Here is a 20,038-nt window from a genome sequence, read left to right on the forward strand (position 1 = left end):
GGGGCATGCAGTCGTGGCAAGCCCTCCGATGCCATATCGGCTCTTGAAGCTGGCTGAGGGTCATGGGTAATCAGGTAAATAAATCAGCAGCCTTTATTTGTCGTAACTGTGTGGGGCGTCTAGCAGTAGCCTGCAATAAACTCACATATGCATAGCATTGAAATGAGATATAGTTATTCCTGAATAAGCGAATAAGTTCATGATTTAATGCAAGTACCTCATTGCTAGTAAAGGCACCTGTTTCAGGGCAACGATTAGCGACAGACACTCCTTTCTTGTTTCCTGATAGAGTTAGTATTTCGAGTGTTTTCACCATCTCTGTTGTTACACCATAATATCCATATTCATTCCAGCTAATAAGAAAACCACGGAGTGCACCTAAGTACCATTCATTGTTTTTATCAAGCATCGCTCGCCAATTGAGCAATACATCCTCATCTAGATTTTTGAATTTAGTGTCTCGCAATAGTCGTTGAAAGCGTAGATACATATTTGATGTATGGTGTGCTGATTGTTCTTCAGCATAGGTTGCTAGTGTTTTTTTAAATCCATCCAGCAGTTTTGGTTCCATAGATAAAACATCCGGCATGAATGCAATGCTGACATCTTTATTCAACATCCAGTATTCTGAGTGAAAGTCAAAGCTGTATCCATCTTTTGATACTAATTTTTTTGAGCTGAATGTTGATGGGAGATCGTCATTTTCTTCCTCAATGTAATCATATTTATTCATTCATATCCTCTATTTTTTTGAGATTCAATAATTAGTCTCTGTAATTCTTCTTGCTCTTCAAGCACTAGCTTGTTTGTCTTATTGCGAATATGGCGTTCAACATATGGTTTGGCAGAGCTCTCTGATGTGTGCCCCATTTGATACATTCGGCTTTTTGCTTCTTCACTAGATGAAATAAAATTACGGTTACTGTTTGGGTCTTTAGATAGATCATTGTTTTTGTCAATTATTTCGGAGAACCACTGGTTCCAGTTATGCCTAAAATAATGTGGGTGGATCGATTTGAACCGCTCATCCACAGATTTCATTGTTGGCACGATGATACTGTCAAATGTGCTGGTCGATATTGGCTGTCCTTGAGTTTTCCCCTTCCTATGTGTAACAAACAAGTATGGATGCTTGTTCGCGTTCGGAGTCTTTGCCCGTATGTTTATGATGTAGTCATCAATGAGTGCCGCAGTTTCATCTCTAATTCGCAACATTCTTTCTTTCGTCTTTGCTACAGGCTGATTTTTGCGAGGATCATATATGTCATCATGGTGGCGTTTTACCCATATGAATTTTTGGGGGCCGTGAAGCATTAGAAAGTTCGATTCAATAGATAGTGAGAGTAACTCACCTCTTCGTATGCCTAGTTCTTTTAAAAGTAAAAACATAAGATGATTTCGCTTTTTTGTCGAAGCGTGTTTGAACGGATTTTTTGGGTGGTCAAATTGTGCCACAGCCATAAATTCCTCAATTAATCCATCTGGCAAGTCTTTACCATCTAGTTTATCTAAAACATTCTTACCTTTGCCTTTAGGGCGAACAGCAAGTATGCGCTTATTCATACTGTTAATTTCTGTGAGCAGTTTAGTGCTATTACAGTTCTGTACAGCTACTCTAGCAATGAAATCTAAATAACTTGCAATAGCTGTCACACGATTGTAAATGTTATTACGTCCCACTGTGGGGGTGACACTGATTAGTCTTGGGGTGTTAAATAAATCAATGACCTTATCTCTGGTTTTTTTGCTTTTAGCTAAGCCTTTGAAATGAGAAATATCATGACTGAGATGTTCTCTGATGTTGTCAATGTCAGTGTCGCTAAGAAACTTACCTTTCTGAAACTCAGAGAACAGGTCTCTGTGTTTATTTTCTTCCCATTGAAGAAACCACTTTAATGCACCTAGGCGATTTGAAATGGTATTCACCGACAAGCTGCTACGAAGTTTTGTTGTCACCCAGAGGGTTGCAAGAAAATGAGGCATACCATCATTGCCCATTAAGACTGGATAACGTTCACCATTTGCAAAAATCAATCTATCTAGCTTGTACACTGTGCATCCTAATCTTACATTTTCCTCATACATAAAGTTATAGTGCTGAAAATCGCGATGGCAAGTGAAATGCAAAAATAAAAAAACCCAGCATTTCTGCTGGGTTGCTTTGCACTCAAGATGGTGAAAGTGATTTATTCTTACACTTTCATCTTTTACAAGATCTAGAACGGAATATCGTCGTCGAAATCCATCGGCGGTTCGTTGTAGACCGGCGGGGCGGATTGCGGCTGCTGGGCCGGACGGCCGTAACCGCCTTGCGGTTGCATGTTCTGCTGCGGGGCAGCAGGACGTTGCATGTTCTGTTGCGGTGTAGCCTGTTGCGGCTGGCCCCAGTTGCCCTGGGATGACTGGCCGCCCATGCCCTGGCCACCGCCCTGCGGACGGCCACCCAGCATCTGCATCACACCGGTGAAGCTATCGACCAGCACCTCGGTGGTGTAGCGCTCCTGGCCGCTCTGATCCTGCCATTTACGGGTCTGGAGCTTGCCTTCCACATAGACCTGGGAGCCCTTCTTCAGGTACTCGCCGGCCACTTCGGCCAGCTTGCCCATGAAGACGACACGGTGCCATTCGGTGCGCTCTTTCTGCTCACCGGTCTGCTTGTCGCGCCAGGTATCGGAGGTGGCCAGGGTGATGTTAGTCACGGCACCGCCGCTCGGCATGTAGCGCACTTCCGGGTCTTGCCCCAGGTTACCGATCAGAATGACTTTGTTGATGCCTCGACTGGCCATAATCTCTCTTCCACCCTTATGTATACCGGCCAGGCCAGATGCCTGGGCCCATTCAATAATGCGTTTGTTTGCAACGAGATGCGCGCCCTGGACGGGTGTCATCTCTCTTCAGTGTCCTGGCTGCGCCGGAGCTTGCCGGCAGAGGCGTCATGGATCGGCCGCAGCGTTTGGCCGCCATAGTACCAGTTGACGGGCATGAGCGCACATCTTCCCTGCCACTGTGGCGTCAATGGATCGCCACAGCCTGAGTAACTTACCCGAGGTAAGGTGCCACCAGCAAGGGGAGGCGGCTGGGGCAGGCTGCGTGAAGAGGGCGGAGCTGTTATGGTGCGCACCGGCACTACTTGACCCCCCAAATGGGGGGGGCGTGCTAGCCAATTGTATTGGCTGGAAAATTGCTGGGCTTCAAAGGAGCCACCGATGCGTCTAATACTTTTTTAATGCTGCAGCCGGGAGGGGGATTGGTACTCTTCCTTGCCAAAAAGCCCCGACTCGAATGTGCAAGGAAGTTCTCTTGATGACGCCCGACTCCCTCCTGGTGCTGATCACCGAAAATAACGCACAAGCCTCCCGTTTCCAGCGTCACCTCAGTGAAGAGCTTGGTCTGCCCATCTTGCTGGTGGGGGAGCTGAATGACCTGCCAGACGTTGCAGAGGGCGCCCCCAAAACCTTGCTGCTGATCGATCTGGACTACCTCAAGTCGACCCAGCAGGAGCTGTGGAGCAATGCCATCTGCCAGCGCTTTGGCGAGGCCAGTGCCGTGTTGCTCAATGCCCCGACCAGCACCAACAAAGAGCTGCTGCTGATGTGGCCCCATACCAGCGGGCTCTTCTTTCGTCAGGACACGCTGGACAGGCTGGTCTTCGGCATCCGCAAGGTGTTGCAGGGGGAGTACTGGATCCCGCGCCACCTGCTGTGCGACCTGGTGGACTACTACCGCAAGGGGAGCGGGCAACCTCAGCGTCAGCAGACGCTGCTGACCGCCCGCGAGCAGGAGATCGTGCGTCACCTGATGACGGGGGCCTCCAACACCGAGATCGCCGACAGCCTGTTCGTGAGCGAACACACCGTCAAATCCCATCTCTACAACGTCTTCAAGAAGCTGAACGTCAAGAACCGGTTGCAGGCGGTGAGCTGGGCCAAGGAGTATCTCTGAGGAAGGGGTACGGAAGGAAAGACTGTCTATTCATCCAGTAGTCTCTATGCCATACTGGCCCGCTCTGGTTCCCGTATCGAGCGCGCAACAAGATGGAAAAAATCGTGATCCGGGGTGCCCGCACCCACAACCTCAAGAACATCAACCTGATCCTGCCACGTGACAAGCTGATCGTGGTCACCGGCCTGTCCGGTTCGGGCAAATCCTCCCTGGCGTTCGATACCCTCTATGCCGAGGGGCAGCGCCGCTATGTGGAATCGCTCTCCGCCTATGCCCGCCAGTTCCTCTCCCTGATGGAGAAGCCGGACGTGGACCACATCGAGGGGCTGTCGCCTGCCATCTCCATCGAGCAGAAGTCCACCTCCCACAACCCGCGCTCGACGGTTGGCACCATCACCGAGATTTACGACTACCTGCGGCTGCTGTTCGCCCGGGTCGGCGAGCCACGCTGCCCGACCCACGCCATTCCGCTCGCGGCCCAGACCATCAGCCAGATGGTGGATCAGGTGCTTGCCCAGCCCGAAGGCGCCAAGCTGATGCTGCTGGCCCCCGTGGTGCGCAACCGCAAGGGGGAGCACACCAAGCTGCTGGAGAACCTGGCGGCCCAGGGTTACATCCGCGCCCGCATCGACGGCGAAGTGTGCGATCTGTCGGATCCTCCCGCGCTGGAGCTGCACAAGAAGCACACCATCGAGGTGGTGGTGGACAGATTCAAGGTGCGCGATGACCTGGCGCTGCGTCTGGCCGAATCGTTCGAAACGGCGCTGACTCTCTCCGGCGGCATCGTGCTGGTGGTGCCGATGGACGGGGAGGATGGGGTTGCCCCCATGACCTTCTCCGCCAACTTCGCCTGCCCCGAGTGCGGTTACTCCATGTCGGAGCTGGAGCCCCGGATCTTCTCCTTCAACAACCCGGCGGGGGCCTGCCCCACCTGTGACGGTCTCGGAGTGCAGCAGTATTTCGATCCCGCCAAGCTCATCCATGATCCGGGCCAGAGCCTGGCTGGCGGCGCCATCCGTGGTTGGGACAAGCGCAGCTTCTACTACTTCCAGATGCTCAAATCCCTGGCCGATCACTACAAGTTCGACCTGGAGACCCCCTGGGAGGATCTGCCGCTCAAGATCCAGGAGGTGATCCTGCGTGGTTCCGGGCGCACCGAGATCGAGTTTCGCTACATGAATGACCGCGGCGACGTGGTGGTGCGCAAGCACCCGTTCGAGGGGATCCTGCACAACATGGAGCGCCGCTACCGGGAGACCGAATCCAACGCGGTGCGGGAAGAGCTGGCCAAATACATCGCCAACAAGTCCTGTACCAGTTGCGGTGGCAGCCGACTGCGGGAAGAAGCCCGCCACGTCTTCGTGGACAATCGCAACCTGCCCGCCATCGCCGAGCAGTCCATCGGCGATGCCCTGGCCTTCTTCGAAGGGTTGAACCTGTCCGGTCAGCGTGCCCAGATAGCGGACAAGATCCTCAAGGAGATCGTCGAGCGGCTCGGCTTCCTGGTGAACGTCGGCCTCAACTATCTGAGCCTGTCGCGCAGCGCCGAGACCCTCTCCGGTGGCGAGGCGCAGCGGATCCGGCTGGCCAGTCAGATCGGGGCTGGCCTGGTGGGGGTCATGTACGTGCTGGACGAGCCTTCCATCGGCCTGCATCAGCGTGACAACGAGCGGCTGCTCAAGACCCTGACTCACCTGCGTGATCTCGGCAACACCGTGATCGTGGTGGAGCACGATGAGGATGCCATTCGCCTCGCCGACCATGTGCTCGACATCGGCCCGGGGGCTGGCGTGCACGGCGGTGCCATCGTCGCCCAGGGGACGCCGGAGGAGATCATCGCGAACCCCGAGTCCCTGACCGGTGACTACCTCTCCGGGCGCAAGCAGATCGCCATCCCGGCCGAGCGCACCCCGCTCACTGGCAAGTGGCTGAAATTGAAAGGGGCGAGCGGCAACAACCTGCGCAACGTCAACCTGGATCTGCCCATCGGAGTGATGACCTGCGTCACCGGCGTCTCCGGTTCCGGCAAGTCGACCCTGATCAACGACACCCTGTTCCGCATCGCCCACCGCGAGCTGAACAAGGCCACCGAGTCCACGCCTGCGCCCTATCGCAGCGTCGAGGGGCTGGAGCATCTGGACAAGGTGGTGGATATCGACCAGAGCCCCATCGGCCGCACCCCGCGCTCCAACCCGGCCACCTACACCGGCCTGTTCACCCCGATCCGCGAGCTGCTCTCCGGCACCCAGGAGGCGCGTTCCCGTGGCTACCAGCCGGGCCGCTTCTCCTTCAACGTGAAGGGGGGACGCTGCGAGGCGTGCCAGGGGGACGGGGTCATCAAGGTGGAGATGCACTTCCTGCCGGACGTCTACGTGCCGTGCGACGTCTGCAAGGGCAAGCGCTACAACCGCGAGACCCTGGAGGTGAAGTACAAGGGCAAGAACATCCACGAAATCCTCGAGATGACGGTGGAAGATGCCCGTGCCTTCTTCGATCCGGTGCCGGCGGTGGCGCGCAAGCTGCAGACCCTGATGGACGTGGGCCTCTCCTACATCCGGCTCGGTCAGTCCGCTACCACGCTCTCTGGCGGCGAGGCGCAGCGGGTCAAGCTGGCGCGGGAGCTCTCCAAGCGGGACACCGGCCAGACCCTCTACATCCTGGACGAACCGACCACGGGGCTGCACTTCCACGATATCCAGCAGTTGCTCAAGGTACTGCACCAACTGCGGGATCGGGGCAACACCATCGTCATCATCGAGCACAACCTGGACGTCATCAAAACCGCCGACTGGATCGTCGATCTGGGGCCTGAGGGGGGCGCCGGTGGTGGCCGCATCCTGGTAACGGGGACGCCGGAACAGATCAGTCGTTGCGAGGATTCTCATACGGCCCGCTTCCTGGCACCTCTGCTGGCCAGATAAAGCGTTCAATAATTGTGACAAGGGGCCCTGGACCCCTTGTTTTTATTGTGGTAATTCAGTGACCTCTCGGCGGGCCTATCCTCCATACTTGGGGCAAGACCCTTCCCGCTTCGCATTGCCATTCAAAGGATATTGGCGCCAATGGCTCAACCGTCCCGCTCCATCGACCATCTGCTGGCCTACTCCATGTTTCCGGTCTGGGCCGGAGCCATCCTGATGCTGCTCATCGTGATCGCACTGGCCCAGGTGCCGGCGGCGCAGCGGGTCGAGGAGCGGCGGATGGAGGAGCACCTGCAGCGGGTGATCAGGGCGGTGCAGAACGACATCGGCGCCATGAATGCTTTTACCCGGGACTGGGGGATCTGGGATCAGAGCTACCATTTTCTGGCCCACCCCAACCAGGCCTACATCAACTCCAATCTGATGGTTGACACCCCGATGCGGGACTTTGAACTCAACGTGTTGAGTTACATGGATTTGCAGGGTTCGGAGATCTGGACCCGCACCCTGTTGCCAGACGCGCCAGACGCGCCGGACACGGATACCACCCTGTTGCCCTCCTTTCTGGACGATCTCAAGCTGCAGCTGCTGCGCGAGTCACGGCAGGCGGGCATCAGCAGCCTGAGTGGCGTCAGGCGCTCACAGTGGGGACCGCTCATCTTTTCGCTGCAGCCGGTGACAGATACCCTCGGCAGCGTCAAACCCAACGGCTATCTGCTGGCGACTCGCTGGCTGGACAAGCGCTATCTGCAGGATCTGGGGGAACGGACCGCGCTCACGCTGACCATAGCCCAGCCAAGAACGCGCGAGCATCTGGGCTCCTTCAAACCGCTCGGACCGCACATGAGCTACCGGCTGGTCGATCTCGGGTTGCAGCAGGTCAGAGGGGAGGGGTTGCTGCTCGACAACGACGGCGAGCCTGTATTGACCCTGATCGTGGACGAGGAGCGGGACGTGTTGCTGGGGGCGATGGAGGGGGCGATCTGGACCTTCATCGGCATGCTGCTGATAAGCTTCGCCTGCATTCTGATGGCTCTGGCCCGGCTGCGGGCCATCGTGCTGGGGCCGATCGGCGAGCTGGTGGGGGCGCTGCACCAGTTTACCGAAAAGCAGGATGCGAGCGTGCTGCCCATCATCGACAGCAGCCAGGAGATGGCGCTGCTCAGCCGCAAGTTCCGCGAGATGGCGGCCAGGATCAACCTGCATCACAGTGCCCTGCAGGCCCACTCCTCCCGCATGGAGGTCGCCGCCTATACGGATCCACTGACTCATGCCTTCAACCACCGTTATCTCGATGAGTGGTTGCTGAACCGCCAGGATCCGGCGGCAGGCTGGGTGCTGGTGATCCTGGATCTGGATCACTTCAAACGGGTCAACGATCGCTTCGGCCACGACATCGGCGATCTGCTGTTATGTCAGCTGGCCGAACTGCTGCGAGGGACGCTGGATGAGGAGGAGCCGCTGATCCGGCTGGGTGGCGAGGAGTTCATGCTGTTGCTGGCCAGAGAGGAGCCAGGACAAGTGGCGGAACGGATCGAGCGCCTGCGCCGCAAGATCGCCGACTGCCGTTTCGGGCGGGAGGAGCTGCCGCTGCGCATGACCGTCTCGCTGGGATTCTGCGATTATCCTCTGCATGCGGAGCTGGAGGACTCTTTCTGGAGTCTGAGTTTCAAGCTGGCGGACATGGCCCTGTACCGGGCGAAACAGGAGGGCCGGGATCGCTGGCGTGGATACAGCGGCGAGCTGGGGCGGGCACAGTGGAGGTTGAGCCCGGAGCAGCTGGCGGAAGGGGAGTGGCTGTTGTGCCAGGCCTCCCACGCCAACCAACCGGTCTAATGGGTCAGGATCAACAAGGCCATGCCGAGCACGAAACCCAGCAAAATAAACAGAAAAGAGCCAATGCCCCAGATGGCTGCCAATATGGCTACTATTTTGTCCCTTCTGGTTTGTGGTTTCATAAAGAATTATTTACAGCCCGGCTACATGGCCCGCAAAAATACTCTTGTTGGACGAGTGAAACAACCGTTTTCAGTCGTTTTTATCCGCAATAAGATATATGGAAATTATTTCTTATTGTTGTTGGTAAGGCGGGAAATCTATCCATTTCATTGTTTTTATTTGATATTTTTGATGTTTTTCTCGATGCTCAGCATGGTTGGAAGCTGCTGTACACATCTATCTATTTCTTTGTAACGTATGAGCTAAATCAATAACTCGGCATTCACATCCTTTTATAGTTTTCGGGCTTGCAACATAGAAAGAAAACAAAAAAGGAATAATGTGATGAAAAATATCCTTCCTCTGTTAATCGCAGCCGCTTTTGCTTCCCCCGTCGCCATGGCACATCAGGCCGGTGACATCCTGGTCCGTGGTGGCCTGGCGTTCGTCTCTCCCCAGACCAGCAGTGACAACGTGCTGGGGACGGGCGAGCTGGAGATCGACAGCAACATGCAGCTTGGCCTGACCCTCTCCTACATGTTGACGGACAACTGGGGTGTCGAGCTGCTGGCCGCGACCCCCTTCTCCCACTCGGTGTCGACTGCCGGCCTGGGTGAGGTCGCCAAGGTCAAACACCTGCCGCCGACCCTGATGGCGCAGTACTACTTCGGTGATGCCAACAGCAAGGTGCGCCCCTATGTGGGGGCCGGTATCAACTACACCACCTTCTTCGACGAGGAAGGGCGCGGTGCCCTGGCCGGGACGGATGTGAGCGTGGACTCCTCCTGGGGGATGGCGGGTCAGGTGGGCCTGGACATGGCGATCAATGACCGCTGGTTCGTCAACGCCTCCGCCTGGCTCATCGACATCGATACCGATGTGCATACCGCCGTGGGCACCATCAACACCTCCATCGATCCGGTGGCCTTCATGTTCGGCGTCGGCTACCGCTTCTGATGACAAACGTGGCCGGTGCTCGGCCATGACAACCAAGCATGTCTCTTTGGCCCGGCTCTGTTCGGGCCCTTTTCTGCCTGCCATGTCACGCCAACTGTGATCTGGCCCGCCATCGCGTCACGAACCGCTATTCCATTGCACCCCGCTGCCGATAACCTCGGCATTCACCCCTTTCCCCAACGAGTGAGGATGCCTCCATGGGTTTATCTATTGTGCAGCGGATCATCGCCGGCTTCGTGCTGATGCTGTTGTTGCTGGTTCTGCTCGGCTTCATCAGTATTCTGAAGATCCGGGGGATCAACGAGGGGCTCTCCCAGGTTTCTGATCGTGCCACCCCCCTGGTGATCGCAGTCGCCGGGCTCAAGGGGGCACTGCAGGACAGCAACCGCTGGGTGCTCACCTACAGAACCAGCGAGGAGGCGGCCCAGTTGCCGCAACTGGCCAGCCAGTTCAAGGCGCAGCAGGAGCGTTTCCTGGCCCAGAGCAAGGAGATGGCCCGGTTTGACGGGGTGGCCGAGGCGAGCGAGCGGTTCCGCCAGGTCGACGGGGCGACCCGCGAGTTCTACGGGTTGGCGGATCAGGTGCTGACCCAGCACGGCCAGTGGGTGGCCGCACTCGATCGGCGCCATGAACTGGAGCTGGCGTTCATCCGGCTGGAAGATACCTACCAGTGGGCCGCCGACCTGTTGTTGCAGCAGACCGCGAGCAAACGCTCCATGCGCAACAAGGCCGAACTCATCACCTCCGGCATTGCCCGGGATCTGAAAAACATCCGCCGGGCCGATGCCAAGACCGATCTCAATGAATTGGAGAAGGTGCTCGGCAAGGATATCGAGATGGCACGCAAACGGCTCGAACGGGTGCAGGTGCCCGATGACGTGAGGCAGCGTTTCATCGTCAACCTCGATCGGATGCAGGAGCTGGCCCTCGGCCCGAAAGGGCTGCTGGCGACCATGCGCAATGGCCAGCAATTGGCGGCCTCGCTGCAGTCCCTGAACCAGCAGCTCGACACCAGTCTGGTCAACAGCCTGGCGCTGCTGGACGAGATGGCCAAATCGGCGGGCAGCATTGCCAGCGCGAGCCGGGTCGGGGCGGATGACGCCGTCAGCAGCGCCAGCGCCTGGATCCTGATCGTGTCGGCCATCTCCGCAGCCGCCGCGCTCCTCATCGGTTACACCACAGCCCGCAGCATCCAGCGTCCGCTGCAACTCATCGATCGGGAGCTGGATCGCATGGCCACGGGTGACATGACCCGGCGCATCGACTACCAGAGCCGCTGCGAGTTTGGCAGCCTGACCCGCTCCATCAATACCCTGGCAGACAAGACTGGCGAGCTGCTCGCCCAGATCAATGCCGGCTCGCGCCATCTGGTGGACGAGGCGAGCCGCGCCGCCGAGATAAGCGAGCGGGCCATGTCACGGGTGCAGGATCAGAAGAGCCAGACCGATCAGGTGGCTGCCGCCATCACCGAGCTGGAGGTGAGTGCCACCGAGGTGGCGCGTTCCACCGACGGCACCAAGCGCGAGGTGGACCTGGCGGATGAAGAGGCCCGCGCCGGACGCAAACAGGTGGCGACTACGCGCCAGATCACCGAACAACTGGCGGGAGCCATGGAAGAGGCGGTCGGCATCACCCACAAGCTGGGGGAATTCAGCGACAACATCGGCAGCATCCTCGACGTGATCCGCAGCATCGCCGAGCAGACCAACCTGCTGGCGCTGAACGCGGCCATCGAGGCGGCCAGGGCGGGGGACGCCGGTCGCGGCTTTGCGGTGGTGGCGGACGAGGTGCGGGCACTGGCGAACCGGACCCAGACCTCGACCGAGGAGATCCAGGCCATGATCGAGAACCTGCAAAGTTCCAGCAAGCACGTGGTGGCCGTGATGGCACGCAGCCAGGAGCAGACCCAGGATTGCGTGGCCCAGACCCGGGTGATGGACGAGGCACTGCAATCCATTGCCGAGCGGATGAGCGCCATCAAGGCGATGGCGGATCAGGTGGCTCATGCCGCCCAGGAACAGATCTCCGTGAGTCAGGGGGTTGCCCGTCATGTCGCCGGCATTGCGGATGTGGCTTACGAGACCGAGCGGGAGGCGCGGGAATCGGCCAGCAGCAGTGAGGTGCTGGCGGATCTGGTCGCCAAGCAGCAGCAATTGATCGCCCATTTCAAGGTGTAGGAGGACTTATGGCTAACAAGTGGATCGGGGCCCTGAGTCTCCTGTTGTGTGGCCAGCTGATGGCCAGCGAGCTGGTGATAGAGAGCTGGCGCATAGATGACAAGGCCTTGTGGGAACAGAAGATCATTCCTGCATTCGAGGCCGCCCACCCGGGTATTCAGGTGAAATTCAACGGGGTGCAGAACGTCGAGTACATGCCGACCCTCTGGGCCAGCCTCAAGGCGGGCAAGGCGGGGGATCTCATCACCTGTCGCCCGTTTGACGACTCCCTGGCCCTGTTCAAGGCGGGCCATCTGGTGGAGCTGAGCGAGATGGCGGGGATGGAGAACTTCCCGAGCTTTGCTCAATCCCCCTGGCAGACCGACAGTGGCGCCCAGACTTTCTGCGTACCCATGGCATCGGTGATTCACGGCTTCTTCTACAACAAGAAGATTTTCAGTGAGCTGGGGCTGACGGTTCCCCAGACCCGCGAGGCATTCTTCGCGGCCCTGGACAAGGTGAAGGCGGATGGTCGCTATGTTCCCCTCGCCGTGAGCGGCTCGGAGAGCTGGGTTGCCTCCGAGCTCGGTTTCCAGAACATAGGCCCCAACTACTGGAAGGGGGAGGATGGTCGATTGGCGCTGATCGGGGGCCAGGAGCGCTTCAACAACCCGCAATACGTCAAGGTGTTCGAGGAGCTGGCCCGCTGGCGTGACTACCTGGGGGAGGGGGGCGAGAGCCGCGACTACGCCACCACCAACGAGCTGTTCACCTCGGGCAAGGCTGCCTTCTATGCGGCGGGATCCTGGGAGATTGCCCCCTTCACCGGCAAGGTGGACTTCGGTGTCATGCGCCCGCCCGTGGCAAAGCAGGGGGATGGCTGTTTCTTCACCGATCACACCGATATCGGTATGGGGATGAATCCGGCCAGCAAGAACAAGGAGGCCGCCATGACCTTCCTGCAGTGGCTGACCACTCCCCAGTTTGCCGAGCTCTATACCAACTCGCTGCCCGGCTTCTTCTCGCTCTCCAACCACTTCTTTGAAGCCACCAATCCGGCGGCCAGAGAGATGATGGAGTGGCGGGATCAGTGCGATTCCACCATCCGGGTTGCCACCCAGATCCTCTCCCGTGGTACTACCAAGCTCGGGGATGAACTGGCCGAGGTGAGCCAGCAGGTATTGCTGGGAACCGTGGCACCCAAGGCGGCGGCCGATCGCCTGGAACAGGGGTCGAAAGGGTGGTATGCCCCCCATCAGGGCAACCAGGGCAAGGGACAGGAGTGTCAGTGTGAGGCGAGCGTGCCTGCCGTCCCTGCGTCGGGTGCCATCGGGACCGAGCCTGCTGCTCCTGTGGTGCCGAATGGACAAGCGCCCTCCGGAGCAAGCGCGACCCAGCCTCCGTCAGAACCGGTGTCCGGAGCCGTCGCTCCAGCGCCTCCTGCCGAAGTGGAGGAGGCGCTCGCCAGTGAACTGGAGGGGGCACAACCCTGATGGTTCACCATGAAGAACGGGAGGCCTTGGCCTCCCGTTTTGCATCTGCATGATGACCTGTCATTCCCGTGGCCAGCGGCACAGGCTGCCGATACGGGCCACCGGCACGAAACCCAGAGCGCGATAGACCCGCTGGGCGTGATAGTGCTCGTCTGCCACTATGATGAGCGAACTGGCCTGTGCCAGTCCCTGGCGTGCGACCTGGCTCAGCAACAGACGACAGAGCCCCCGGTTTCGCCACTCTGCGTGCGTGCGCACCAGTTGAAAGCGTCCCAGGGTGCCGGTGAAGAAGAGTCCGCAGCTGGCAACCAGTTGATCCTGGTGCCATAACCCCCACCACTGTCCGAGCCCGTCATCGATCATGGCCTGATAGAGCTGGCGGCGTGACAAGAGATAGGGAAGATAGCGCTCCTCCGAATGGGTGGGATCCCGCTCTGCCAGCTCGAAGGCGAGCCACTGATCCCAGTCCGCCGCGGTGAACGGGCGAGCCGGGGCCAGGTCGCTGCCGGTGGGGGCTTGCCACTCCATTGCACTCAGCGCCAGTACCACGCACTCCATGTATTGGTACCCCGCCGCCACGAACCCGGCGACCCGGCTGTTCTGGCCTGCGGCGAGGGGCCACTGGAAGGTGCGGTGGCGGATACGGGGATCCCAGCCAATCAGCCTGTCGAAACTGGCCTCGAGCCAGCCCTTGTCACGATCGCTTGGGGGGGTGGGCAGCAACAGGTAGTTGCCGAAGTAGTAGTCTGGAGAGCCCGGGGTGCGCACGGTCCAGAACGCATCATGATCCGTCACCTCGCCCTGATAGCGATCGAACAGCAGATCGGTGGCAAAACCGGGGTGATCTTCCATGATGGGGCTCCTGCAAACGCTTGAATTGCTTATCGGCAGGCGGGGAAAGAAGTTAAAAAAAGGCCGGGAAACCCGGCCAAACAATCACACGCAGATTCAGAACGTCCAGGACGATCCGCCCGCATCATAGCGTGCCTGACAGCATTTTGGGATGGGGTCGCTCATTACTTAGGTTGAATTGCAAAATAAAAAAATCGGCAATCCCCCTTGTCGCTGACAAATCGGTATTGACTTTGATCCGTTTTATCATAAAGATAGAAAGACGTTTAGACGTCCAAACATCCGTTTTGGCGTGAAGGAATGGGTTGCAGGACAGGGAGAGAGCAGATGGGATTTCACAGCGCGCGTCAGGTTGAGGCACTCAACCAGAGTTTGGCGGATCTGGGTGGCGACATATCGGTCAGTTTCGAGTTTTTCCCGCCCAACAGCGAAGGGATGGAGAACACCCTCTGGCAGTCCATCGAGCGCCTGCAGGTGCTGGAGCCCAAATTCGTCTCTGTGACCTATGGCGCCAACTCGGGCACCCGGGACCGCACTCACAAGGTGATCAAGGACATCAAGGAGCGCACCGGCCTCATCGCAGCCCCGCACCTGACCTGTATCGACGCCAGCCGTGACGAGCTGCGCACCATTGCCCGTGATTACTGGAACAGCGGCATTCGCCACATCGTGGCCCTGCGCGGAGACTTGCCCCCCGGCCTCGACAAGCCTGACATGTATGCCACCGACCTGGTTGCCCTGCTCAAATCCGAAGCCGATTTCGACATCTCGGTCGCCGCCTATCCGGAAGGCCACCCCGAGGCTCGCAGTGCGCAATCCGACCTGCTCAACCTCAAGCGCAAGATAGATGCCGGTGCCAACCGGGCCATTACCCAGTTCTTCTTCGATGTGGAGACCTATCTGCGTTTTCGGGATCGCTGCGCCGCCATCGGTATCGATGCGGAGATCGTGCCGGGGATACTGCCGGTCTCCAACTACCAGACCCTGGCCAAGTTTGCCGGTTTCACCAACGTGAAGATCCCGCGCTGGATGCACCAGCGTTTCGAAGGGCTGGAAAACGATCAGATGACGCGCAACATGGTGGGAGCCAGCATTGCCATCGACCAGGTGCGTGTGCTGAGTCAGGAAGGGGTGAAGGATTTCCACTTCTATACCCTGAACCGCTCAGAGCTGACCTACGCCATTTGTCACACACTGGGTGTGAGGCCGAAAGGTCAGGCCTGATCCGCGGCTCTGATACAGAAAAGCCAATGAGTCTTCTCATTGGCTTTTTGTTTTGGGCGACAGTCAGGGCCGGGTTGGCTGGATCTCCCTGGGCTCGAGATCGATGACTGCATTGCCGGCGGCACCGGGATACTGGTGATAGCTCTGGTCCTGCTCCAGGGTATAGAAGGTGTCGAGGTAGTCGTCGTTGTTGGTCATCCAGGAGTCCGGAAGTGCCTTGACGATACGACCGCCGAGGTCGAGGAAGGGCAGGGCCTCGGGTACGCCGCCCGCAGTGAAGCCGAGTTTGAGTGCGTCAATCAGGAGGGCGCTCAGCTCCTTGTAATTGACGTTGTCATCCTGCTCCATCATGACCACGTCGACGGCTCCCCAGCGGTAGCGATCCCAATAGACCAGGATCTGGTTGGGGGTGTAGTCGGTGTTGTCGTAGTCGAGATAGGGCATGTCGACGATATCCACCACGGGCTCGTCCCTGCCAGGATTGACGCCGGCCACGACGGCATAGACCTCGGCGGCGCCCAGCAGCCAGGGCTCCTGATCATCGTTGAGCCTGATCTTCTTGAGAATGCTGGTCTTGAGGGGCGTGGTGTTGCTGGTGGCACGGGGCGTCACCTGCATGTCGGCGGCAGCCAGCGCCTTTCGCATCACCTTCAGGCCGGCATTCTTGGCTTTGACCGGATCGGCCTCCACCACCAGTACCGGCCGCGCCGGCGGCTGGTTCACATCGAGATAGATCGGGTTGCCGGCGCTGTCGAACGCCTCGATGGCGCTCCAGCTCTTTTCGTCACCACTTGGTATGTAGGCAACCAGTGGCTCCACCCCTTGTTGCAGTGCATCCGCCTGATCCGGATTGGCCAGCCGCAGTTGCATCAGCTCCCTGACCTCGCCATCCAGCCCTTGCCGACTGATGGCCGCCTGGTTGGCACCCCGAGCCTGACGCTTCAGGCGGGGGCTGGCCTTTTGCAGCAGGTTGGGCAGCGGGCTCTGGTATTCCTGACTGTTCAGGAGTGGCAGCAGGTTCTTCTGCTGCAGCGCGAGCTGGCGTGCCAGCTCCCGATCGGTGTCGGCAGCCTGGGCCGTGGTGGCGCCCAGCAGTGCCAATAACAAAATGACAGCCTGATTCCTCATCTTCGTTCTCCAGTATTGAGTCTGACAACGGCGCTTGTCGGGAAGGATCTGCGCCGTTTTGTCACTAGAAAGGAATAAGGTTCATATGTGAACGCTCTTCTCAGGATTATGTGCTGTGTCTCACTGGAGTCTCCCCAGATGGTCAGGTCAGGCACGGAGCCGGTTGACTTGATGCAATGTCACTCCGATCAGCAATCCCCAGCAGGCAGACCCGACCCCGAGCAGGGTGATCCCCGAGGCAGTCACGAGGAAAGTCAGTAGCGCGGCTTCCCGCTCCTCGTCCTGCTGCAAGGCGCTGTGCAAGCTGCTGCCTATGGTGCCGAGCAGCGCCAGCCCGGCCACGCAGGTGACCAGCACCGCAGGGAATGCGCTGAACAGGGCAACCACGGTGGCACCGAAACAGCCTGTGAGCAGGTAGAAACATCCAGCCCACACGGCAGCAGGCCAGCGTCGAGTGACATCGTGATCCACTTCCTTGCCCATGCAGATGGCGGCTGTGATGGCGGCCAGGTTGAAGGCATAGCCGCCAAACGGTGCCAGCAGCACGCCGATGAATCCGGTCCAGCCAATCAGGGAAGAAGTGGCCGGTTGATAGCCGTGGGCGCACAGGATGGCAATGCCCGGCATGTTTTGCGAGGTCATGGTAACGAGAAAGAGCGGGAGTGCGATGCCGAGCAGGGCGTCGATGGAAAAGGCTGGCGAGATCCAGACCGGGGTGGAAAGTTGCCAGTGAACCTCGTTGAGTTGCAGCTCGCCCCTCAGGGTGCAGAGCAGCATGCCGGCAGCCAGGACCAGCACCATGGTGTAGCGGGGCCAGAGGTGGCGACCCAGCAAGAAAGCCAGTAGCAAGGTGCCAAGCAGCAAAGGATCTTGCGGTGCCACCTTGAAGAGATCCAGCCCGAACCTGAGCAAGACTCCGGCCAGCATGGCGGCCGCCAGGGGGGCGGGAATGTGACGCATCAGCCTGTCGAACCAGCCGCTGATACCGCAGAGGGTGATCAGCAGTGAAGAGATGATGAAGGCGCCGATGGCCTCCGCCAGACTGAAGTTCCCCAGGCTGGTGATGAGCAGGGCGGCACCCGGGGTGGACCAGGCCGTCAAGACAGGCACCCGGTAATAGAGGGAGAGGCCGATGCAGCTGACCCCCATGCCGATACCCAGTGTCCATAACCAGGAAGATACCTGGGCTGCATCGGCACCGGCGGCCGTGGCAGCCTGGATGATCAAGACGACAGAACTCGTGTAACCCACCAATACGGCGATGAGTCCCGCGGCCATGTGGGGGAGGGCTAGGGGCATGGGAAACTTCCTTGTGGATGCTGATAGCTTGTGCGCTATTGCGTACAATGTGGTTTTGACTATAGCGCTGTGCGTTATGGCGCACAATGTGGTTCGAAGTAATCGGAGAACAGATGCAGGAGATGAGTCGCTATCTGGCCCAGCGATTGAAAGGGCTGCGCACTGAAAGAGGATGGAGCCTGGATATGGCCGCCCGTGAAACGGGGGTGAGCAAGGCCATGCTGGGACAGATCGAGCGAGGTGAATCCAGTCCGACGGTGGCAACATTGTGGAAGATTGCCACCGGTTTTCGGGTCTCTTTCTCCAGTTTCATTGAGCCGACACCAGCGGCGCAGGGAGAGACGGTATACCGTATTGCCGATGATATTCGACAGCAGCCGGCGGGAGAGGGGATGCAGGTTGCCCCGCTTTTCCCCTATGAGGCCCGCTTTGGTTTCGAGTTGTTCGAACTGACCCTGCTACTTGGCTACCAGCGGGAGTCAGAACCCCATGAACCCGGGGTGACCGAACATGTCATCGTCATCAGCGGTGTGATGGAGGTGCTGGTGGACGGGGCGTGGCGTTCCCTCGATCAGGGTGAGGCCGTCCGGTTTGCAGCGGACCGTCCCCATGGCTATCGCAATCTTGGGGTCGCTCCCGCCATCTTCCACAATCTGATCCACTATCCGGCCATGGCCACGCGATGACTAGCCGGGGCGGCCATCCGCCCTGGGACTGGTCAGTATGGGGGTATAGACCCAGACAAAGAGACCGTAGGCGGCAACCCAGCTCCATCCGCTGAGGTTCCATCCCGTGAGGGTGAGGTCTGGCCAAAAGAGGGGGAGCAAGACCCGCAACAGTGCGGACAGGATGACCAGTGCAAATGCCGCCGTGATCCTGCGTCCTATCTGCAGGGCTCTGCCACTGTGTCCGAGGGATACACGGGCTATCATCCCGAGGATCATGGCCCCCATGCTGCCCGCGCTGAACAGATGGCTGGCCAGTGACAAGGCAATCGGCCAGCCAGCCGTGCGTGCCGCCAGGGCGGTCAGCCCCAGTGGGATAAAGAGGTATGCCAGGTGAAGCGACCACAGCAGGGGTTGGGCCACCGTGATTCCGGGTCGCCAGCGCAGCTGCCTGTAGAGGTGAGCCCCTGCCGCCACTATATATAGAGGGAACATCTGGATTCCGAGGACCCACTGGGTCGGGAGTACTAACCAGAGCAGCAGGATGAGCCACAGAGACGCGAGGGCAATGCGCTCCAGCCACGGCAGTGGGAGTGCTTTTTCCGCCCCAGTGGCTCTGGCGGTGAAGAAGGGAATGACACGTCCTCCCATGACGGCAATCAGGGTCGTGAAGAGGAGCACGGTTGCAAGCAGGATATGTTCCACCAATTGCCATTCGGCATGCCACCGCCAGCAAGCGGTATTGAGCAGGGTCAACACGAGAAGCAGGGGAACAAAAAAGAGATTGCGCCACTGGCGCGTCACTATGATGGGTCTGGCGAGGAACCACGTACAGAGGGGCAACCAGGCCAGGTCCATGACCATCAGAGTGACATTGCTTTCTCCAAACCAGGGGAGCAGGCCTCTCGGGATGGCCCACAATCCCACGACCAGTGCCAGCGGCCAACCGCGTACACCTGGGTGAGCGGTCCAGTTCTGGACGGCGGTAAGCAGAAAACCCGCCACTATGGCGGCACCAAAGCCGAACAGCATTTCATGTGCATGCCACCAGATGGGGTTGCTAATCCCGGGCAGAGCGAACCAGCCGTTGAGCTGGCCCAGCCAGCCCAGCATCGCCAAAGCCGAGAACAAGGCGCCGAACAGGAAGAAAGGCCGAAACCCGAGGCGGAACAGAGGAACGATTCTCTCCTCTTTGCGGCTATCCAGGATCTGGTGCATGAATGAAACCTTAATTGAACATTTGAAAAGCCAATTATAAAGTGGCTTTTCAAATGTTCAATTTAAATCCAATGACAGCCCGAAATGGTGGTGATGCGAACGAAATAGAACCGCTTTGCTGTATATCTGAGCGAACGGTTCTTTTCGGTGAAAAAGCCCTTGTCATCACGGCGCGGCTCCCTATAATGCGCCCCTACCAGCACGGCGAACCACGCCAAACTGATGAGCCAACTTCCTTAGGAAGT

General features: G+C 58.6%; 16 protein-coding genes. 9 read left to right on the top strand and 7 right to left on the bottom strand.

Annotated elements, in window-relative coordinates:
* Positions 1 to 70 precede the first annotated feature (70 nt).
* From PG887_RS18540 to PG887_RS18550, 3 genes are all read right to left on the bottom strand, one after another.
* Positions 71 to 733 carry a hypothetical protein gene (locus tag PG887_RS18540; protein WP_270822529.1) on the bottom strand — a complete coding sequence of 221 codons (663 nt, stop codon included), beginning with the start codon at positions 731 to 733 and terminating at the stop codon, positions 71 to 73.
* A complete protein-coding gene (locus tag PG887_RS18545) occupies positions 730 to 2,052 on the bottom strand; it encodes a site-specific integrase (protein WP_041207317.1) in 1,323 nt (440 codons plus the stop codon). Before PG887_RS18545 ends, PG887_RS18540 begins: the two co-directional genes overlap by 4 nt.
* Before the next feature lie 164 nt (positions 2,053 to 2,216).
* Positions 2,217 to 2,786, bottom strand: a complete 570-nt coding sequence (locus PG887_RS18550) for a single-stranded DNA-binding protein (protein WP_266140505.1) — start codon at positions 2,784 to 2,786, stop codon at positions 2,217 to 2,219.
* 517 nt (positions 2,787 to 3,303) lie between these two features.
* Here PG887_RS18550 and PG887_RS18555 point away from each other — a divergent pair.
* The 6 genes from PG887_RS18555 to PG887_RS18580 all read left to right on the top strand — a co-directional run bounded on the left by PG887_RS18555 (position 3,304) and on the right by PG887_RS18580 (position 13,407).
* Positions 3,304 to 3,942: a LuxR C-terminal-related transcriptional regulator gene (locus tag PG887_RS18555; RefSeq protein WP_010674213.1), complete on the top strand. Its 639-nt coding sequence runs from the start codon at positions 3,304 to 3,306 to the stop codon at positions 3,940 to 3,942.
* A gap of 92 nt (positions 3,943 to 4,034) precedes the next feature.
* Entirely contained in the window at positions 4,035 to 6,863 is a 2,829-nt protein-coding gene (uvrA, locus tag PG887_RS18560) for an excinuclease ABC subunit UvrA (RefSeq protein ID WP_270822532.1), read from the top strand.
* A gap of 141 nt (positions 6,864 to 7,004) precedes the next feature.
* Entirely contained in the window at positions 7,005 to 8,699 is a 1,695-nt protein-coding gene (locus PG887_RS18565) for a sensor domain-containing diguanylate cyclase (protein WP_270822534.1), read from the top strand.
* Between the two features lie 447 nt (positions 8,700 to 9,146).
* On the top strand, positions 9,147 to 9,758 hold the full coding sequence (locus tag PG887_RS18570; protein ID WP_104454894.1) for an OmpW family outer membrane protein: 612 nt from the start codon (positions 9,147 to 9,149) through the stop codon (positions 9,756 to 9,758).
* A 197-nt stretch (positions 9,759 to 9,955) separates the two neighbouring features.
* Positions 9,956 to 11,935: a methyl-accepting chemotaxis protein gene (locus PG887_RS18575; protein ID WP_039040116.1), complete on the top strand. Its 1,980-nt coding sequence runs from the start codon at positions 9,956 to 9,958 to the stop codon at positions 11,933 to 11,935.
* An 8-nt stretch (positions 11,936 to 11,943) separates the two neighbouring features.
* The gene (locus tag PG887_RS18580) at positions 11,944 to 13,407 is read left to right on the top strand and encodes an extracellular solute-binding protein (RefSeq protein WP_270822536.1); all 1,464 of its coding nucleotides are present in this window, start codon (positions 11,944 to 11,946) and stop codon (positions 13,405 to 13,407) included.
* Between the two features lie 60 nt (positions 13,408 to 13,467).
* On the opposite strand, the gene PG887_RS18585 is transcribed toward PG887_RS18580, so the two are convergent.
* Positions 13,468 to 14,259, bottom strand: a complete 792-nt coding sequence (locus tag PG887_RS18585; RefSeq protein ID WP_104452173.1) for a GNAT family N-acetyltransferase — start codon at positions 14,257 to 14,259, stop codon at positions 13,468 to 13,470.
* 327 nt (positions 14,260 to 14,586) lie between these two features.
* On the opposite strand from PG887_RS18585, the gene metF reads away from it, so the two are divergent.
* Complete coding sequence (metF, locus tag PG887_RS18590; RefSeq protein ID WP_010674220.1) at positions 14,587 to 15,483, top strand: methylenetetrahydrofolate reductase; 897 nt, start codon at positions 14,587 to 14,589, stop codon at positions 15,481 to 15,483.
* Positions 15,484 to 15,546: 63 nt separating this feature from the next.
* Here the strand turns inward: metF and PG887_RS18595 are convergent, their stop codons facing one another.
* Both PG887_RS18595 and PG887_RS18600 read right to left on the bottom strand, forming a co-directional pair.
* Positions 15,547 to 16,611, bottom strand: a complete 1,065-nt coding sequence (locus PG887_RS18595) for a DUF3103 family protein (protein WP_042879160.1) — start codon at positions 16,609 to 16,611, stop codon at positions 15,547 to 15,549.
* A 147-nt stretch (positions 16,612 to 16,758) separates the two neighbouring features.
* On the bottom strand, positions 16,759 to 17,910 hold the full coding sequence (locus tag PG887_RS18600) for a benzoate/H(+) symporter BenE family transporter (RefSeq protein WP_270822537.1): 1,152 nt from the start codon (positions 17,908 to 17,910) through the stop codon (positions 16,759 to 16,761).
* 113 nt (positions 17,911 to 18,023) lie between these two features.
* Between PG887_RS18600 and PG887_RS18605 the strand changes: the two genes are divergently transcribed.
* Positions 18,024 to 18,596, top strand: coding sequence for a helix-turn-helix domain-containing protein (locus PG887_RS18605; protein WP_270822539.1), 573 nt, complete (start codon positions 18,024 to 18,026; stop codon positions 18,594 to 18,596).
* Here PG887_RS18605 and PG887_RS18610 read toward each other — a convergent pair whose 3' ends face one another.
* Positions 18,597 to 19,793, bottom strand: a complete 1,197-nt coding sequence (locus PG887_RS18610; protein ID WP_104454892.1) for an NnrS family protein — start codon at positions 19,791 to 19,793, stop codon at positions 18,597 to 18,599. It lies immediately after the preceding gene.
* Positions 19,794 to 19,846: 53 nt separating this feature from the next.
* Here PG887_RS18610 and PG887_RS18615 point away from each other — a divergent pair.
* On the top strand, positions 19,847 to 20,038 hold a 192-nt coding region (locus tag PG887_RS18615), incomplete at its 3' end, for a hypothetical protein (RefSeq protein ID WP_270822538.1).

It is taken from the genome of Aeromonas sp. QDB14, from assembly GCF_027707845.1.
In the GTDB taxonomy this organism is placed as follows: Bacteria; Pseudomonadota; Gammaproteobacteria; order Enterobacterales; family Aeromonadaceae; genus Aeromonas; species Aeromonas caviae.

Excerpts from the sequence above, each read along its gene's own strand:
- PG887_RS18600 (WP_270822537.1), bottom strand. The coding sequence starts at position 17,910 with ATGCCCCTAGCCCTCCCCCACATGGCCGCGGGACTCATCGCCGTATTG.
- PG887_RS18595 (WP_042879160.1), bottom strand. The coding sequence starts at position 16,611 with ATGAGGAATCAGGCTGTCATTTTGTTATTGGCACTGCTGGGCGCCACC.
- PG887_RS18570 (WP_104454894.1), top strand. The coding sequence starts at position 9,147 with ATGAAAAATATCCTTCCTCTGTTAATCGCAGCCGCTTTTGCTTCCCCC.
- PG887_RS18565 (WP_270822534.1), top strand. The coding sequence starts at position 7,005 with ATGGCTCAACCGTCCCGCTCCATCGACCATCTGCTGGCCTACTCCATG.
- PG887_RS18580 (WP_270822536.1), top strand. The coding sequence starts at position 11,944 with ATGGCTAACAAGTGGATCGGGGCCCTGAGTCTCCTGTTGTGTGGCCAG.
- PG887_RS18605 (WP_270822539.1), top strand. The coding sequence starts at position 18,024 with ATGCAGGAGATGAGTCGCTATCTGGCCCAGCGATTGAAAGGGCTGCGC.
- uvrA (WP_270822532.1), top strand. The coding sequence starts at position 4,035 with ATGGAAAAAATCGTGATCCGGGGTGCCCGCACCCACAACCTCAAGAAC.
- PG887_RS18585 (WP_104452173.1), bottom strand. The coding sequence starts at position 14,259 with ATGGAAGATCACCCCGGTTTTGCCACCGATCTGCTGTTCGATCGCTAT.
- PG887_RS18540 (WP_270822529.1), bottom strand. The coding sequence starts at position 733 with ATGAATAAATATGATTACATTGAGGAAGAAAATGACGATCTCCCATCA.
- PG887_RS18555 (WP_010674213.1), top strand. The coding sequence starts at position 3,304 with ATGACGCCCGACTCCCTCCTGGTGCTGATCACCGAAAATAACGCACAA.
- PG887_RS18610 (WP_104454892.1), bottom strand. The coding sequence starts at position 19,793 with ATGCACCAGATCCTGGATAGCCGCAAAGAGGAGAGAATCGTTCCTCTG.
- PG887_RS18550 (WP_266140505.1), bottom strand. The coding sequence starts at position 2,786 with ATGGCCAGTCGAGGCATCAACAAAGTCATTCTGATCGGTAACCTGGGG.
- PG887_RS18575 (WP_039040116.1), top strand. The coding sequence starts at position 9,956 with ATGGGTTTATCTATTGTGCAGCGGATCATCGCCGGCTTCGTGCTGATG.
- metF (WP_010674220.1), top strand. The coding sequence starts at position 14,587 with ATGGGATTTCACAGCGCGCGTCAGGTTGAGGCACTCAACCAGAGTTTG.